The 14,673-nt window shown below is 55.5% G+C and carries 14 protein-coding genes; 7 read left to right on the top strand and 7 right to left on the bottom strand.

Annotation, left to right across the window (positions count from 1 at the left end; genetic code table 11):
• Positions 1-26: 26 nt before the first annotated feature.
• Positions 27-1,025, bottom strand: a complete 999-nt coding sequence (gene pgl, locus AU511_RS00860) for a 6-phosphogluconolactonase (RefSeq protein WP_094108467.1) — start codon at positions 1,023-1,025, stop codon at positions 27-29.
• A gap of 222 nt (positions 1,026-1,247) precedes the next feature.
• Here pgl and AU511_RS00855 point away from each other — a divergent pair, with 222 nt between their 5' ends.
• The gene (locus tag AU511_RS00855) at positions 1,248-2,066 is read left to right on the top strand and encodes a pyridoxal phosphatase (RefSeq protein WP_094108538.1); all 819 of its coding nucleotides are present in this window, start codon (positions 1,248-1,250) and stop codon (positions 2,064-2,066) included.
• A gap of 49 nt (positions 2,067-2,115) precedes the next feature.
• Here the strand turns inward: AU511_RS00855 and modC are convergent, their stop codons facing one another.
• The 4 genes from modC to AU511_RS00835 form a co-directional block, all read right to left on the bottom strand.
• On the bottom strand, positions 2,116-3,174 hold the full coding sequence (gene modC, locus AU511_RS00850) for a molybdenum ABC transporter ATP-binding protein ModC (protein WP_094108466.1): 1,059 nt from the start codon (positions 3,172-3,174) through the stop codon (positions 2,116-2,118).
• A complete protein-coding gene (modB, locus tag AU511_RS00845) occupies positions 3,174-3,863 on the bottom strand; it encodes a molybdate ABC transporter permease subunit (protein WP_094099692.1) in 690 nt (229 codons plus the stop codon). Before modB ends, modC begins: the two co-directional genes overlap by 1 nt.
• Entirely contained in the window at positions 3,863-4,636 is a 774-nt protein-coding gene (gene modA, locus AU511_RS00840; RefSeq protein WP_094108465.1) for a molybdate ABC transporter substrate-binding protein, read from the bottom strand. Before modA ends, modB begins: the two co-directional genes overlap by 1 nt.
• A gap of 140 nt (positions 4,637-4,776) precedes the next feature.
• A complete protein-coding gene (locus tag AU511_RS00835; protein WP_094099690.1) occupies positions 4,777-4,932 on the bottom strand; it encodes an AcrZ family multidrug efflux pump-associated protein in 156 nt (51 codons plus the stop codon).
• A gap of 198 nt (positions 4,933-5,130) precedes the next feature.
• Between AU511_RS00835 and modE the strand changes: the two genes are divergently transcribed.
• The 5 genes from modE to gpmA all read left to right on the top strand — a co-directional run bounded on the left by modE (position 5,131) and on the right by gpmA (position 11,001).
• A complete protein-coding gene (gene modE, locus AU511_RS00830) occupies positions 5,131-5,922 on the top strand; it encodes a molybdenum-dependent transcriptional regulator (RefSeq protein WP_094108464.1) in 792 nt (263 codons plus the stop codon).
• 75 nt (positions 5,923-5,997) lie between these two features.
• Entirely contained in the window at positions 5,998-7,470 is a 1,473-nt protein-coding gene (gene modF, locus AU511_RS00825) for a molybdate ABC transporter ATP-binding protein ModF (protein ID WP_094108463.1), read from the top strand.
• 263 nt (positions 7,471-7,733) lie between these two features.
• Positions 7,734-8,750: a UDP-glucose 4-epimerase GalE gene (gene galE, locus AU511_RS00820; protein ID WP_094108462.1), complete on the top strand. Its 1,017-nt coding sequence runs from the start codon at positions 7,734-7,736 to the stop codon at positions 8,748-8,750.
• 75 nt (positions 8,751-8,825) lie between these two features.
• The gene (gene galM, locus AU511_RS00815) at positions 8,826-9,884 is read left to right on the top strand and encodes a galactose-1-epimerase (protein ID WP_094108461.1); all 1,059 of its coding nucleotides are present in this window, start codon (positions 8,826-8,828) and stop codon (positions 9,882-9,884) included.
• 364 nt (positions 9,885-10,248) lie between these two features.
• Complete coding sequence (gpmA, locus tag AU511_RS00810; RefSeq protein ID WP_026743172.1) at positions 10,249-11,001, top strand: 2,3-diphosphoglycerate-dependent phosphoglycerate mutase; 753 nt, start codon at positions 10,249-10,251, stop codon at positions 10,999-11,001.
• 303 nt (positions 11,002-11,304) lie between these two features.
• Here gpmA and aroG read toward each other — a convergent pair whose 3' ends face one another.
• On the bottom strand, positions 11,305-12,357 hold the full coding sequence (aroG, locus tag AU511_RS00805; RefSeq protein WP_094108460.1) for a 3-deoxy-7-phosphoheptulonate synthase AroG: 1,053 nt from the start codon (positions 12,355-12,357) through the stop codon (positions 11,305-11,307).
• Positions 12,358-12,626: 269 nt separating this feature from the next.
• On the opposite strand from aroG, the gene zitB reads away from it, so the two are divergent.
• The gene (gene zitB, locus AU511_RS00800; protein WP_094108459.1) at positions 12,627-13,553 is read left to right on the top strand and encodes a CDF family zinc transporter ZitB; all 927 of its coding nucleotides are present in this window, start codon (positions 12,627-12,629) and stop codon (positions 13,551-13,553) included.
• Positions 13,554-13,569: 16 nt separating this feature from the next.
• Here the strand turns inward: zitB and pnuC are convergent, their stop codons facing one another.
• A complete protein-coding gene (pnuC, locus tag AU511_RS00795; protein WP_094108458.1) occupies positions 13,570-14,301 on the bottom strand; it encodes a nicotinamide riboside transporter PnuC in 732 nt (243 codons plus the stop codon).
• Between the last annotated feature and the right edge of the window lie 372 nt (positions 14,302-14,673).

The raw sequence follows: 14,673 nt of genomic DNA, 5'->3' as shown, positions 1-14,673 counted from the left end.
CATTATTCAAGCTTGATACGTCAGACTCAATCCAGCGCCAGAATCGTCACCCACATCGGTCCTTGTCCTACCGCGTAGCGCGATAGCGGCTGCAAATGTCCGCCCTCCTCGTTGATCTGATAGACCTCGATATAGTGCGACTTCTGCCCCGCAACAATCAGGAACTGACCGCTGTTATCGATATTAAATCCACGCGGTTGAATCTCCGTCGACTGATGACCGAGGAGCGTCAGATGACTGCCATCGTCCGATACACCGAGAATGCTGACTACGCTGGCGGTGCGATCGGTGGTGTACAGGAAGCGGCCGTTCGGGGTGATATGGATATCAGCCGCCCAACGCGTTCCGGTGAAATCCTCCGGCATCACATCCAACGTCTGCACACGGGCGATGTCGCCATGAGCATCTTTGAGTTCGAAAACATCGACCGTGCTGTCCAACTCGTTGACGCAGTACGTGAAACGCTGGTTGGGATGGAACACCATGTGACGGGGCCCCGCGCCCGCGGCGGCAGGCAGGTCGGCGGGCTGATGCTCGCTGAGTTTGCCTTCTGTCGACAGATCGTACAGACGGATGCGATCTTCTTTCAGGCAAGGCGCCCATAGCACCTTATTCTCCGGATCGATGTTAGTGGAGTGACAGCCTTCCAAACCCTCCAATTGCTGAATAAACTCTCCGGCAACGCCATCGTCGCCAATCGGGCTGACGCTGACGCAGGCATTACTGTAAGACGCGCAGAACAGAAAACGGCCTTCGTGGTCGGTAGACAGATGCGTTGGGCTACCAGGCAGCGCGCCCTCCCCCGCCTGCGTCAACGTTCCATCCGGCGCAATACGGTAGCTGATTGCGCGGAACGACGGACGGACGCCGACGTAAAGGTGCCGTTTGTCGGGCGCCACCACCATGGGCTGAACCTGTCCAGGAGCTTCAACGACCTGTAACAACGTCAACGCGCCTTCGCTATTGAGCCGCCACACGTGGATGTGCTGGCTTTCGGGACTGGCGGTATAAACCACTTGCTGCATTGGACTCTCCTTTAAACGCGGATTGCGCTTCTTAGCACTCAGACATCAATAGTAGACCGGAACGGCCTATCGCTCCTCACATCGAGGCGGGCGCGGTTGTCACATGGCGTATGTTCTGAGAGAAGCGGCTGACAGATCGAAGGGGAAAAATTGATCCTACAGTGCCCTCTCCTTACGGTGTACCATCTGAAAAAGTTTACCTATAACCCGAGAGAAATCACGATGACCTATCGCGCAATCGCCCTCGATCTGGACGGCACCTTACTGACCGCACAGAAAACCATTCTGCCCGCTTCGATGAAAGCGCTGGCCCTGGCTCGGCAGGCCGGGATCAAAGTATTGATCGTTTCCGGTCGTCATCACTCGGCCATACGCCCTTTTTATCAGGCGCTGGAGCTCGATACACCTGCTATCTGCTGTAATGGCTCTTATCTGTATCATTATCAGACAAAGCGTATCTCGGAAGGTCAGCCGCTGACGTCGGCGCAGGCCAGAGGCGTGTTGAAAAAACTGCAGCAGTTCGACATCCACGGTCTGATGTATGCCGACGACGACATGCTCTATGAAAAACCGACCGGTCACGTCGTCCGAGCGCTGGCCTGGTCCGACACGCTGCCAGCAGACCTGCGTCCGAATTTCCGCCACGTGGATAATCTGGAGGAAGAAACCGCTCGCGCACAGCAGATCTGGAAATTCGCCACTCACCATCCGGACAACGCCCATCTGAATGGTTTCGCGCAGCAGGTGGAAGAGGAGCTGGGCGTCACCTGTGAGTGGTCGTGGAAAGATCAGGTCGACGTGGCTCAGTCCGGCAACAGCAAAGGCAAATTATTGCGCCGCTGGGTGGAACAGCAAGGGTTGCAGATGCAGGATATTGTCGCTTTCGGCGATAACTTCAATGACATCAGCATGCTTTCCACGGTCGGTTTGGGCGTGGCGATGGGGAACAGCGCTGATGCGGTTAAAGAGAGCGCGAATGTCGTGATCGGTCACAACGAAGAGCCGGGCATTGCGGAACTGATTATGAAACAGATCCTCTGATTGGAAAGCGCACAGGCTGTTATGCCGACAGCCTGTCTCAAAACACGGATTAGGGCGTGATTGAAACGCTCTTTATCTGAGCAAACAGCCGTTGATCCGGGCGTAGCCCCAGCTCATCTTTGGCCCAAGGGGTAATTTTCGCCCAGAGGGCCTGACCGCCGACCAGCAGTTTGACCTCAACCCAATCGCCGACCTCCAGACACTCCGCCACGCGTGCCGCCAGCACGTTGCGAATACTGGTCGCCGTGGGCCGTTCCAGTACCAGCGAGACATCCGCCGCGTTAATGCGGATACGCTGCGCGCTGTTCAACGGCGCGTCGATTCTCTGCACCCACAGAATCTGATCTCCCAGAGAAAGCGCGGTCATTGGATAGTGAGGATGATGCCGCAAGAGCCTCGTTTTCAGGATGGTGCTTTGCTCTTCGCGCGGCAGCCAAGGCCGCAACGCGCTGCTGGCCCATACCGTCTCCAGCTCGCCTTGCGTTTTAACTTTGCCCTGATCCAACACCACGACGCGGTCCGCCAGCCGCCAGATTTCCTCCAGGCTATGGCTCACGTAAAGGATCGGCGTTTTCACCTCTCGTCCCAACCGCTCAAGATAAGGCAGCAGTTCTCGTTTGCGCGGCGCGTCTAACGACGCCAGCGGCTCGTCCATCAGCAGCAGATCCGGCGCCGTCAACAACGCCCGGCCGATACTCACCCGCTGCTTTTCACCTCCCGAGAGGGTCAGCGGATGCCGTTTAAGCAGATGTTCGATTCCCAGCAGCTGCACGATATCGTCAAACTGCCCGCGCATGGCCGTCGCCATGCCGTAACGTAAATTGCCCGCGACCCGATAATGGGGAAACAGCCGCGCATCCTGAAAAACATAGCCGATTCGACGCTGCTCGGGCGGCAGAAAAATACGGCGTTCAGTATCCGTCAGTACCCGGTCATTGAGCTGAATACGCCCATGACCGGGCCTCGTTAGCCCGGCAATGGCGTTAATCAGCGACGTTTTCCCCGCGCCGGAAACGCCGAAGATCGCGGAAATACCGCTGGCGGGCAGGGTCGATGTGACGCTGAGCGACAGTTCGCCCAACTGTTGAGAGAAATCCAGTTGTAGCATTATCCCCCCAGCCGCCGCCGGCTCCAGCCGGTTAGCCATTCCGATAGCAACAACGCCAACAGCGACAGTGCGATAGCGATGAGGCACAACCTGGCGGCCTGCATTTCCGCGCCGGGCGTCTGGATCAGCGTATACATCGCGAGCGGGATAGTGCGGGTTTCACCAGGAATGTTGGACACGAACGTTATCGTCGCGCCGAACTCCCCCAAAGAGCGGGCAAACGCCAGCACCGTGCCGACAATAATGCCGGGCAACGTTAAGGGTAGCGTGACGGTGAAAAAGACGCGCCACGGGTGCGCGCCTAATGTGCGGGCGGCCAGTTCAAGACGCGGATCCACCGTTTCAAGCGACAAGCGAATTGCCCGCACCAGTAGCGGAAACGCCACCACGGCGGAGGCCAGCGCCGCACCGCGCCAACTGAAGCTGAAGCTGAGGCCGAACCATTCGTAAAGCCAGGCACCGATCACACCTTTGCGTCCCATCCCCACCAGCAGCAGATAACCGATAACCACCGGCGGCAAGACCAAAGGCAAGTGAATGAGACTATCCAGCAGCGACTTGCCGGGGAACCGGCAGCGCACCAGTATCCAGGCCATCAGGATCCCTAACGGTAGGCTAGCACTGACGGCCAACAGCGAGACCTTGAGACTCAGTTGAATCGCCTGCCACTCATAGTCGCTCAGCCACATTAGCGCGGAGTGAAGCCGTAACGTTTAAAGATGTCGGCGGACTGGGGGGTTTTCAGATAGTCGGAAAAGGCTTTGACCGCCGCCGTATCGCGACTTTTGACGATAGCGACCGGATATTCCACCGGTTTATGGCTGCTGGCCGGGAAAATCCCCACCACCTTCACTTTGGCGCTGGCCACTGCATCGGAGCCATAAACAATCCCCAGCGGTGCCTCTTCACGCTCGACCAGCGCTAACGCGCCGCGCACATCGCTCGCACGGGCCATCAACGGCGATAAGGTGTCCCAGGCTTTGAGGTGTTGCAGCGCCTCTTTGGCATAGATGCCAGCGGGAACATGGTCAGGATCGCCGACAGCCAGACGGCCGCCTTTTAGCAGACTCTTCCAGTCGGTGGAGGCATTAATGGCGATCGTTTTTACGTCGGCGCTTTTTGGTGCGATGACAACCAGTTCGTTACCCAGCAACGTATAACGGCTACCGTTATCGATTAGCTGTTTGTCCTGTGCGTAGTCCATCCACTGCTGGTCGGCGGAAATGAATATATCGGCGGGAGCGCCCTGCTCTATTTGACGCGCCAACGTTGACGAAGAGGCATACGACGCCACGACGGAAACCTGTTTTTCTTGCTGATAGCGTTCGGCGATATCCTGCAGCGCATTAGTCAGCGACGCGGCAGCGAACACCGTCACCTTGTCGGTCGCGGCGGAGGCCGAGGCGATCATTCCCAGGCTCAATGTGAATATGGCCAGCCATTTTTTCCATGAGTATTGCATGACGATGTTCCCCGTTATTTTTCGTTGTGTAGGGGATAATATAACGGTAGTTACAAAATAACATCCGCTTTGTGGAAGCCGAATTGACGAGATAATGACAGGGAAAAATCCGGCGGGCGCCGGATTTTCAGAGAGTGGATTCAGGGTGCTTTATGTGAAGGTTTGGACTCATGATGACCGAGGGCGGAGAAGACGTTGAACACTTCTCCCAGACCGTAGATGCACCCCAGAATCAAGGCCATCATGACCGGCACCATACATACTGCAAATAGCAGACTACTCAGCAACTCCAACATGTCGACCTCGCTTGAAGCAATAGCTGTCGTGGAAAGACAGCAAACCAGGTTTATCAGGCTACCGTCAACGCTAGCCCGCGCTGGTAAATAGTCTACCCGAAAAGGATGAATTAATGCGGCCTTTCGTGCGATTTGCCCGCTCCAGGAAAAATGGTGACAATACCTTTCCACGCTCGTCTCTCAATGGAACCTATCGTCATGCAAGCAGAAATTCTTCTTACCCTGAAACTGCAACAGCGTCTGTTTGCCGATCTCCGCCGTATCGCGCTGCTTAAACAGATCAAGCAGACGGGTTCCATCAGTCAGGGAGCGAAGCTGGCAGGCATCAGCTATAAAAGCGCCTGGGACGCCATCAACGAAATGAATCAACTGGCCGACCAGCCCCTTGTGGACCGGGTTACCGGCGGCAAAGGCGGCGGCGGCGCGGCAGTCACGAGCTACGGGGAACGCTTGATCCAGCTGTATGATCTTTTGGCGCAAATTCAACAGAAAGCCTTTGATGTTTTGCAGCAGGACTCCCTACCGCTTGACAGTCTGCTGGCCGCCATCGCCCGCTTCTCGCTACAAACCAGCGCGCGCAACCAGCTGTTCGGCACGCTGTTAAGCCGGGCGGAACGGCCGGTGCAGCAACATCTGGAGGTGTTGCTAGCCGACGGCAAGACACGGATTCAGGCCGCCGTCACCGCCCAAAGCGCGGAGCGTTTGCAACTCACGCAAGGCAAAGAGGTGCTGGCGCTGATCAAAGCGCCCTGGGTGAGCGTCACGCCTCAAGACCAGACCGCGACAAAAACGGATAACATCTTGCCGGGCAAGATCACCCATCTGCAAGCCGGTCACGACCATAGCGAAATTCTGGTGACGCTGACCGGGGGAGAGGTGTTGTGCGCGACGCTCTCCAACGCCACCGTGGCACGATATGCGCTTCGGCTCGATCAGCACGTCAACGCCAGCTTTAGCGCTGAACAGGTGATTATCGCCACGCTGTGCTGAGCCGCAAACGCGCCGATGACTCGCACGCCGATAAGCAGAATAGAGGGCGCTGGAATACTCACTAAGGAGATCACTATGTCGTTTTTGCAACTGCATCAGGCCCGCTATCGTCTCAGCGACACCCGCACATTCTGGCTGGATGAGGTAATCATCCGCCAAAAAGAGAGCTGGGCGTTCGTCGGTGCCAACGGCAGCGGCAAGTCGCTGCTGGCAAAAGCCATCGCCGGCGAGTTGACGCTGTTGGAAGGCCAGCGGCAAAGCGACTTTCAGCGCATCACGCTGCTCTCGTTCGAACAGTTGCAGCAGTTGGTGAGCCAGGAGTGGCAGCGAAACAATACCGACATGCTGAGCGAAGGCGAAAACGATGCCGGCCGTACCACCGCAGAAGTGATTCAGGATGCCGTCAGCGATGATGCTCGGTGTTCATCACTGGCCGAACAGTTTGGCATCGCCCACCTGCTACAGCGGCGTTTCAAGCATCTGTCCACGGGGGAAACGCGTAAGGCGATGCTGTGTCAGGCGCTGATGCCGCGGCCTGACCTGTTGATTTTGGACGAACCGTTCGATGGGCTGGACGTAAGATCCCGTCAACAGCTAAGCGACCTGCTTGCGCTACTGGCAACGCAGGGCTACACGCTGGTGGTGATCATCAACCGCTTCGAGGATATTCCCACTTTTGTTGAACACGTCGGCGTGCTGGCGGACTGTTCGCTCACCCGGCACGGCAAACGCGAGCAAATGATGGCGGATGAACTGGTCTCGCTGCTGGCTCACAGCGAGAAACTTCACGATGTCCGCTTACCGGAACCGGAATCGCCGCGACCACAAGGGGCCGCAGCCGCAGCGACACAGCCCTTGATCAGGCTTAATCACGGCGTTGTGAGCTATGACGACCGCCGGATATTAGACGATCTTAGCTGGACCGTCATGCCGGGCCAGCACTGGCAGATTATTGGACCTAACGGGGCCGGAAAATCGACATTGCTGAGTCTCATCACCGGCGACCACCCCCAGGGCTACAGCAACGATTTGACGCTGTTCGGCCGTCGACGAGGCAGCGGGGAAACCATCTGGGACATCAAGCGGCATATCGGCTACGTCAGCAGCAGCCTGCATATGGACTATCGCGTCAGCATCAGCGTACGCCACGTCATTCTTTCCGGTTTTTTCGACTCCATCGGCGTTTATCAGACGGTCTCCGATCGGCAAAACCAACTGACGACGGCGTGGCTATCCTTGCTGAGACTGCCGGACGCGGCGGCGGATGCGCCCTTCCAATCGCTGTCGTGGGGACAGCAGCGGTTGGTTCTGATCGTCCGAGCTTTGGTAAAACATCCCGCTCTGCTTATTCTTGATGAGCCTTTACAGGGCCTGGACCCGATTAATCGTCAGCTGATTCGCAGTTGGTTGGACCGACTGATTGGGGAAGGCGACACACAACTGCTCTTCGTCTCACATCATGCGGAAGATGCCCCGCGCTGCATTACGCACCGCCTGAGATTCGTGCCTGAAGGCTCAACCTACCGCTATCAGCAAGAAGCGTGCTGAATATGCTTACAGTGACCCGACGCAGGGGTCGGGTTGCGCCGCATTACGTTCCTTCGGTCAGCTTATGACGTGATAGCGATTTCACGATTTTACTTTTCAGCCTATTCTGTAGGTAAAAGACTTAATTGTTTCGCGGAAGTTTGTACACTGTCTTCATGATGAGAGCATCAGGCTCAACGAAGCTCATTGTTCCCCTTTTCAATCGATTTTACGTCGGGCTTTGCGTGCTCCCTCTTTCCCCTATTTTTTGACTAGAGGTCATTATGAAGGTACTGGTTACAGGTGGAAGCGGTTACATAGGAAGCCATACCTGCGTGCAGTTGATCGCCTCAGGCCATCAGCCCATCATCCTCGACAACCTTTGCAACAGCAAAGCGAGCGTCATCCCCACCATTGCGCGACTCAGCGAACAGGTTCCCATCTTTTATCAGGGCGATATACGCGACCAACAGCTGCTGGATGAAATTTTCTCTGAGCACGCGATCGATGCCGTGATCCACTTCGCCGGTCTCAAAGCGGTGGGCGAATCGGTACAAAAGCCGATCGACTACTATGATAACAACGTCTACGGCACGCTGACGCTGGTCGAAGCAATGAAAAAAGCCAACGTCAAAACGCTGATTTTCAGCTCTTCGGCCACCGTTTACGGCGATCAACCACAAATTCCCTATCAGGAAGGTTTTCTCACGGGAATGCCTGCGAGCCCCTACGGACGCAGCAAATTGATGGTGGAGCAGATCTTGCAGGATCTGCAACGCGCCCAGCCGGCGTGGAGCATCGTTCTGCTCCGTTATTTTAATCCGGTCGGCGCACATCCGTCGGGTGAAATGGGTGAAGACCCTCAGGGGATACCTAATAATCTGATGCCTTATATTGCCCAGGTCGCCGTGGGCCGCCGTGATTCCCTCGCGATATTTGGCAACGACTACCCCACCGCCGACGGCACTGGCGTGCGGGACTATATTCACGTCGTCGATTTGGCGGACGGCCATATCGCCGCCATGAATACGCTGCATCGTCAGCCCGGCGTTCACATCTATAATTTAGGGGCGGGTGTGGGTTATAGCGTGCTGCAGGTCGTAGAATCATTCAGCAAAGCCTGCGGCAAACCCATCCCTTATCACTTCGCGCCGCGGCGCGAAGGCGACTTACCCGCCTACTGGGCGGATGCGGAAAAAGCGGCCCGCGACCTCAACTGGCGCGTGGCAAGGACGTTGGATGAAATGGCCGCCGACGTCTGGCGCTGGCAGTCCGCTCATCCGACAGGGTTTCCTGACTAATTTCGACGGCAGTGGCGTCTCTCTGCGCCGCAACACTCAGCGGGATGCGCTGTCAGTCGCGAGGTGGAGAGTGTAATGCATAGTGAAGTTTCCTCTACGCTGGCCCCGGACGGTCAGCCTTTTCAGCTGCATCAGCTGCGGAATGCCTCCGGTATGTGCGTCACCGTGATGGACTGGGGCGCCACGTGGACGTCCTGCCTTCTGCCGCTGTCACCGAGTGAGACACGCGAAGTTCTGCTCGGCTGCGCGCCCGAACACTATCCCCATCAGAGCGCTTACATGGGCGCCTCCGTCGGCCGCTACGCCAACAGAATTGCTAATGCGGCCTTGTACAAGGAGGGAGACCTCATTCCACTGGCGGCCAACAGCGGAAAACATCAGCTGCATGGCGGTCCTGTCGGGTTTAATGCGCGTCGTTGGCGAATCGTTCAACACAGCGAGAATGCCATTACCTACCAGCTACACTCTCCGGCAGGCGATCAGGGCTTTCCTGGTCATCTTAAGGTAGAGGCACATTATCATCTCACCGACGATAATAGGCTGACCATCGCCTATCGCGCGGAGGTCGATCAAGCGTGTCCGGTCTGCCTCACCAACCACGCCTATTTCAACCTCGACGGGACGTTTGGGGATGTGCGTCAACACCATCTACAGCTGTTCGCCGACCAGTTTCTGCCCACCAATGCGGAAGGCATTCCTTTTGCCGAGCTCAAGCCTGTCGCCGACAGCAGCATGGATTTCCGTCTACCGAAAACGCTGATGCAGGATTTTTTGACGGACGACGATCAACGCGCGGTCGGCGGCTATGACCATGCCTTTTTACTACGGCAGGATACGCCCTCGCCCCATCCTGCCGCCGTATTGTGGTCCGGCGATAATCGGATCAGACTGGACGTTAGCACCAGCGCGCCCGCGTTGCAGGTTTACACGGGCAATGCGCTTGAAGGCACGCCGGACCGCAACGGCGGCAGCTACCCCAACTATGCCGGCATCGCGCTCGAAAGCGAATTTTTGCCCGATAGCCCTCACCACCCCGAATGGCCGCAGCCAGACTGCTGGCTCAATCCAGGAGAAACTTATCTGTCGCTTACCGCCTATCGGTTTTTCTTCGAGGATGCGCCGAACGTGGTCTAGCGTCTCGATAGCCGATTGCTGGGTTAATGTCCGCGACCTTAGGTCAGATCAAAATTCATCGGCAAATTATGGGTACACTATGCGCAGCCCTGACCGACGAGAGGTGGCTTGAATAGTCGCCAAAAGATACGATAGGAATCGTCGGTTTTAATGCCGCCCGCTGGTCGCTTTTGTGGTCATCGGTCCCCTGACACGCAGGCATTTGGGGAAAGTAACAGGCTGAACCGATCAAGCTTGCGGTTTTATGCCGCAATTGCGCGCAATAAACTGACAGTGAGACGACAAGCGATTGCCGATGACTGTTCTACAGCCCTATAATGTGGCCAGTCATTACAGAAATCTTAGGATCTGAAGGAGTTAAGCTATGGCTGTAACTAAGCTGGTACTGGTACGACACGGCGAAAGCCAGTGGAACAAAGAAAACCGCTTCACCGGCTGGATGGACGTTGAGCTGTCTGAAAAAGGCGTCAACGAAGCCAAACAGGCTGGTAAATTACTGAAAGAAGAAGGTTTTTCTTTCGATTTCGCTTACACCTCCGTGCTGAAACGTGCCATCCACACACTGTGGAACGTGCTGGACGAACTGGATCAGGCCTGGCTGCCAGTAGAAAAAAGCTGGAAACTGAACGAACGCCATTACGGTGCTTTGCAGGGACTGAACAAAGCCGAAACTGCTGAAAAATATGGCGACGATCAGGTGAAACTGTGGCGTCGCGGCTTTGCCGTGACTCCGCCGGAACTGACTCGTGAAGACGAGCGTTTCCCGGGCCACGACGCTCGTTACGCTTCTCTGACCGACGAAGAGCTGCCGCTGACTGAAAGTCTGGCGCTGACCATCGATCGCGTTGTACCGTTCTGGAACGAAACCATTCTGCCGCGTCTGAAAACCGGTGAACGCATTGTTATTGCTGCCCACGGTAACTCCCTGCGTGCGCTGGTGAAATACCTGGACGACCTGAGCGAAGACGAAATTCTGGAACTGAACATCCCGACTGCGGTTCCGCTGGTTTACGAATTCGACGAAAACTTCAAACCGACTAAACGTTACTATCTGGGCAACGCGGACGAAATCGCCGCGAAAGCTGCAGCAGTAGCTAATCAGGGTAAAGCGAAGTAATTCGTTTTTACTCCATAAAAAAACCCGGCTCAGGCCGGGTTTTTTATTGCCAGTCTGCCATCGTTTCCTCCGGAAGGGATGTCAAACTTGGATTGATTGCTCGACTGGAAGCGATATCGCAGATGCTGTCTAAGCCGTTGAAGACATCATCATAGGGTAGCAGAAGGGCTTAGGGTCAGCAGGCTGGGCCCCCTGCGCCCCAGAATGACGGCGACAAGAACCGCACATCTTCACGCCCTTCTTCCAACGCCTTACCGTAAAACCACCGCCGTTAAGGCGGTAGTTTACCCTCCAGACAGACGATTAGCCGCGGCGATGACGTACGGCGCTGGCTAACTGACGCAGCAGCGTCGCGGTATCATCCCAGCCGATGCAGCCGTCGGTGATGCTTTTACCGTAGACCAGTGGCTCGCCGCTATCCGGGTTTTGATTGCCTTCCACAAGATGACTTTCAATCATCACACCCATAATGGCTTTTTCTCCACCGGCAATCTGCGCGCAAACGTCGGCGCCGACTTCCATCTGTTTCTTAAACTGTTTGCTGCTGTTCGCATGGCTAAAGTCGATCATCACCTGCGGCGTCAACCCGGCTTTTTCCAAACCGACTTTCACTTCCTGCACATGCTTCGCGCTGTAGTTAGGCTCTTTACCGCCACGCAAAATAATATGGCAATCGTTGTTGCCGCTGGTATTCACGATCGCGGAGTGACCCCACTTGGTCACTGACAGGAAGCAATGCGGCGCCTGCGCGGCGTTGATCGCATCAATAGCGACCTTCATCGTGCCATCTGTGCCGTTTTTGAATCCAACCGGGCAAGACAGACCGGAAGAGAGTTCACGGTGCACCTGAGACTCAGTGGTACGAGCGCCAATCGCGCCCCAGCTCATCAGGTCGGCAAGGTACTGCGGCGTGATCATATCGAGAAACTCACCCGCCGCTGGCAGGCCGGTGTCGTTGATGTCGAGCAGCAATTTGCGGGCAATGCGCAGACCGTCGTTGATCTGGAAGCTATGATCCATGTACGGGTCGTTGATAAGCCCTTTCCAGCCCACCGTCGTGCGCGGTTTTTCAAAGTAGACTCTCATGACCACTTCCAGCTCGCCGTGCAATTCCTGACGCAGTTCCTGCAACCTGGCTGCATACTCTTTTGCAGCTTTAACATCATGGATAGAGCAAGGGCCGATGATCACCAACAGACGGTCGTCGCCGCCATGCAGTATTTTATGAATGGCTGAGCGAGCCTGAGACACCGTTTTGGCCGCATTTTCCGTCGCGGGGAATTTTTCCAGCAGTGCGACAGGTGGCAACAACTCTTTGATTTCTTTAATTCTTAAATCGTCATTTTGATAACTCATAGCAATCCCAATAGTTCCTGTACGGTAGGCTTGGTCTGTGATTCATGCCCACAATTCAGTCAGCCACAAATAAAAGCAGGAAGTCCCGCGGATGGCGCATTATAAAACAAGCTAAGGACTAAAATCCCTGAATAATTCACCCCACGCCGAGGAGTACGACGTCGCTCATGGCGTTTTCTAGCAGTGGGGTCCCATTAGCGACGCTAATGTAGGTTTTTTGTCCTGTTTGACATACAGTTAACACAGACCTGCAGACAGGAACCCATGCGATGACTCAATCTCGCTCCAACGAACAGAACAATAGTCAACGGCTGCTGGCGGCGTTTACGATCACAGCCCTTTTCATGGTTGTGGAAACGGTCGGAGGGCTACTCTCAGGCTCTCTGGCGCTGCTGGCTGACGCCGGACACATGCTGACGGATACCGCCGCGCTGCTGATTGCCTTGCTAGCTGTACGCTTCGCGGCGCGGCGTCCCACGTCAAACCACACCTTCGGCTTCTTGCGATTGACCACACTCGCAGCTTTCATTAACGCCATCGCGCTATTCATCATCACCGTATGGATCTGCTGGGAGGCCTTTCAACGCTTTAGCCATCCCCAGCCGGTCGCGGGCATACCGATGCTTATCATCGCAGTCGGCGGCCTGTTGGTTAACCTGCTTTCATTCTGGCTGTTACATCGCGGCAGCGGCGAGAAAAACATGAACGTCCGAGCGGCGGCTCTGCATGTGTTGGGAGATATGTTGGGGTCGGTCGGCGCGATTGCCGCGGCGCTCATCATCATGATGACTGGTTGGACGCCCATCGACCCCATTTTGTCTTTGGTGGTGTCAATGTTGATATTGCGCAGCGCCTGGGCGCTGCTGAAAGAAAGTCTTCACGAGTTGCTGGAAGGTTCACCTGCCCAAATTGACGTCGACGCGTTGAGACAGAGTCTGAGTGCCGATATCCCGGCGGTGCAGAACGTGCATCACGTCCACTTATGGCAGGTTGGAGAAAAACCGCTGCTGACGTTGCATGCGCAGGTGACACCTCCTGACGATCACGACGCCCTGTTACATCAAATTCAGGACTATCTGCTGCATCGCTATCAGATCGATCACGTGACCATCCAAATGGAATATCACCACTGCGATCACGGCCACTGCCATATCCAGCAAGTGACCGGCGAGCACCATCACCACCACCACCACTAAAGGTGCTTGGTTGCTGTTAGCGGGCTCGGCCTCGGGCTAAAGGGCGTGACTGGTTTTCACGCGCGCCCTTAATCCACAGCCAAGAACCGTTGAGGGCTATCAGGGTCAGGATGGCGTATTGCAGCGACATCGCATAGACGCCTTGGTAGGCAAAAATCACCACGCTGATGACATCGATGACCACCCAAACCAGCCAGTTTTCTACGTATTTTCGCGTCATCAGGATCATCGCCACGATGGACAACACGGTCATGGTGGAATCCCAGAAAGGAAAAGCGTCAGGCTGTAGCTGAGGTCGCTCAGCGCTGATTCCAATGCCTTTCATCAGCATCACGGCGGTATCGGTCAAAAGCGCGAACAGTGCGTCGATATAAACCGTCATCAGCCCGATAGCAATGACGCAGGCAGCCCCCCACCCCAACACCTGCGGCAGAGACAACCAGCGTATACGTAACTCGGATTCGTCGGCGCTGGTCTTCCGGCTCCAGGCATACCACCCATAGAGATTCGCACCGAAGAAAAAGATCTGCAGCAGAAGGCTGGCATAAAGCTGGATCTGAAAGAAAATTAGCGCAAACAACGTCACGTTGATCAGTCCGAAAAGATAATTGCTCGTCTTCTCCAGGCTGGCTAACCAGATACACAGTAAGCCGAATAAGGTTCCCAGGGCTTCAACCCACGAGAGGTCGTAACCGTTCGCCCCCAAAGGGATATGAACCAAAATATTGCTCGTACTGAAAAAATCCATCTTCACCTCGTCTGCCCCAAAATACGTTATCGTCATGGCATCTGACCTTGCAGTCAGACAATGTTTTAAATACTAAACAAAACAATCCCTTCATTCCATCAAATTCCACTTTGATGGGGTATATATCGCAAAAAGGTTCAATTTATTAAAAACCGATAACGTGATTCTTAAGGATAGACGGAGTGCAGTCGCTTGGATGGGCAATAGATGAACAAAGAAAATAAAAGGGCGAGTGCAGAATGCAATAGACGCTTGTGATGAACGTGTGCAGGAAATCACGGCCTTTCGTTGGTCCAAAACTACGCGTTGTTGTCTCGCTTCGCTCGGCTCGAACCTGAACGCAGCTTCTCACCCGCACGACGCGTGCGAACA

The sequence above is a fragment of the Lonsdalea iberica genome, from assembly GCF_002111585.1.
Classification (GTDB): Bacteria; Pseudomonadota; Gammaproteobacteria; order Enterobacterales; family Enterobacteriaceae; genus Lonsdalea; species Lonsdalea iberica.
The sequence above is the reverse complement of the archived record's forward strand: the minus strand, read 5'-3'. Positions and strand labels throughout refer to the sequence as shown.

Excerpts from the sequence above, each read along its gene's own strand:
- AU511_RS00855 (WP_094108538.1), top strand. The coding sequence starts at position 1,248 with ATGACCTATCGCGCAATCGCCCTCGATCTGGACGGCACCTTACTGACC.
- gpmA (WP_026743172.1), top strand. The coding sequence starts at position 10,249 with ATGGCTGTAACTAAGCTGGTACTGGTACGACACGGCGAAAGCCAGTGG.
- pgl (WP_094108467.1), bottom strand. The coding sequence starts at position 1,025 with ATGCAGCAAGTGGTTTATACCGCCAGTCCCGAAAGCCAGCACATCCAC.
- galE (WP_094108462.1), top strand. The coding sequence starts at position 7,734 with ATGAAGGTACTGGTTACAGGTGGAAGCGGTTACATAGGAAGCCATACC.
- aroG (WP_094108460.1), bottom strand. The coding sequence starts at position 12,357 with ATGAGTTATCAAAATGACGATTTAAGAATTAAAGAAATCAAAGAGTTG.
- modE (WP_094108464.1), top strand. The coding sequence starts at position 5,131 with ATGCAAGCAGAAATTCTTCTTACCCTGAAACTGCAACAGCGTCTGTTT.
- galM (WP_094108461.1), top strand. The coding sequence starts at position 8,826 with ATGCATAGTGAAGTTTCCTCTACGCTGGCCCCGGACGGTCAGCCTTTT.
- zitB (WP_094108459.1), top strand. The coding sequence starts at position 12,627 with ATGACTCAATCTCGCTCCAACGAACAGAACAATAGTCAACGGCTGCTG.
- modC (WP_094108466.1), bottom strand. The coding sequence starts at position 3,174 with ATGCTACAACTGGATTTCTCTCAACAGTTGGGCGAACTGTCGCTCAGC.
- modF (WP_094108463.1), top strand. The coding sequence starts at position 5,998 with ATGTCGTTTTTGCAACTGCATCAGGCCCGCTATCGTCTCAGCGACACC.
- modA (WP_094108465.1), bottom strand. The coding sequence starts at position 4,636 with ATGCAATACTCATGGAAAAAATGGCTGGCCATATTCACATTGAGCCTG.
- AU511_RS00835 (WP_094099690.1), bottom strand. The coding sequence starts at position 4,932 with ATGTTGGAGTTGCTGAGTAGTCTGCTATTTGCAGTATGTATGGTGCCG.
- pnuC (WP_094108458.1), bottom strand. The coding sequence starts at position 14,301 with ATGGATTTTTTCAGTACGAGCAATATTTTGGTTCATATCCCTTTGGGG.
- modB (WP_094099692.1), bottom strand. The coding sequence starts at position 3,863 with ATGTGGCTGAGCGACTATGAGTGGCAGGCGATTCAACTGAGTCTCAAG.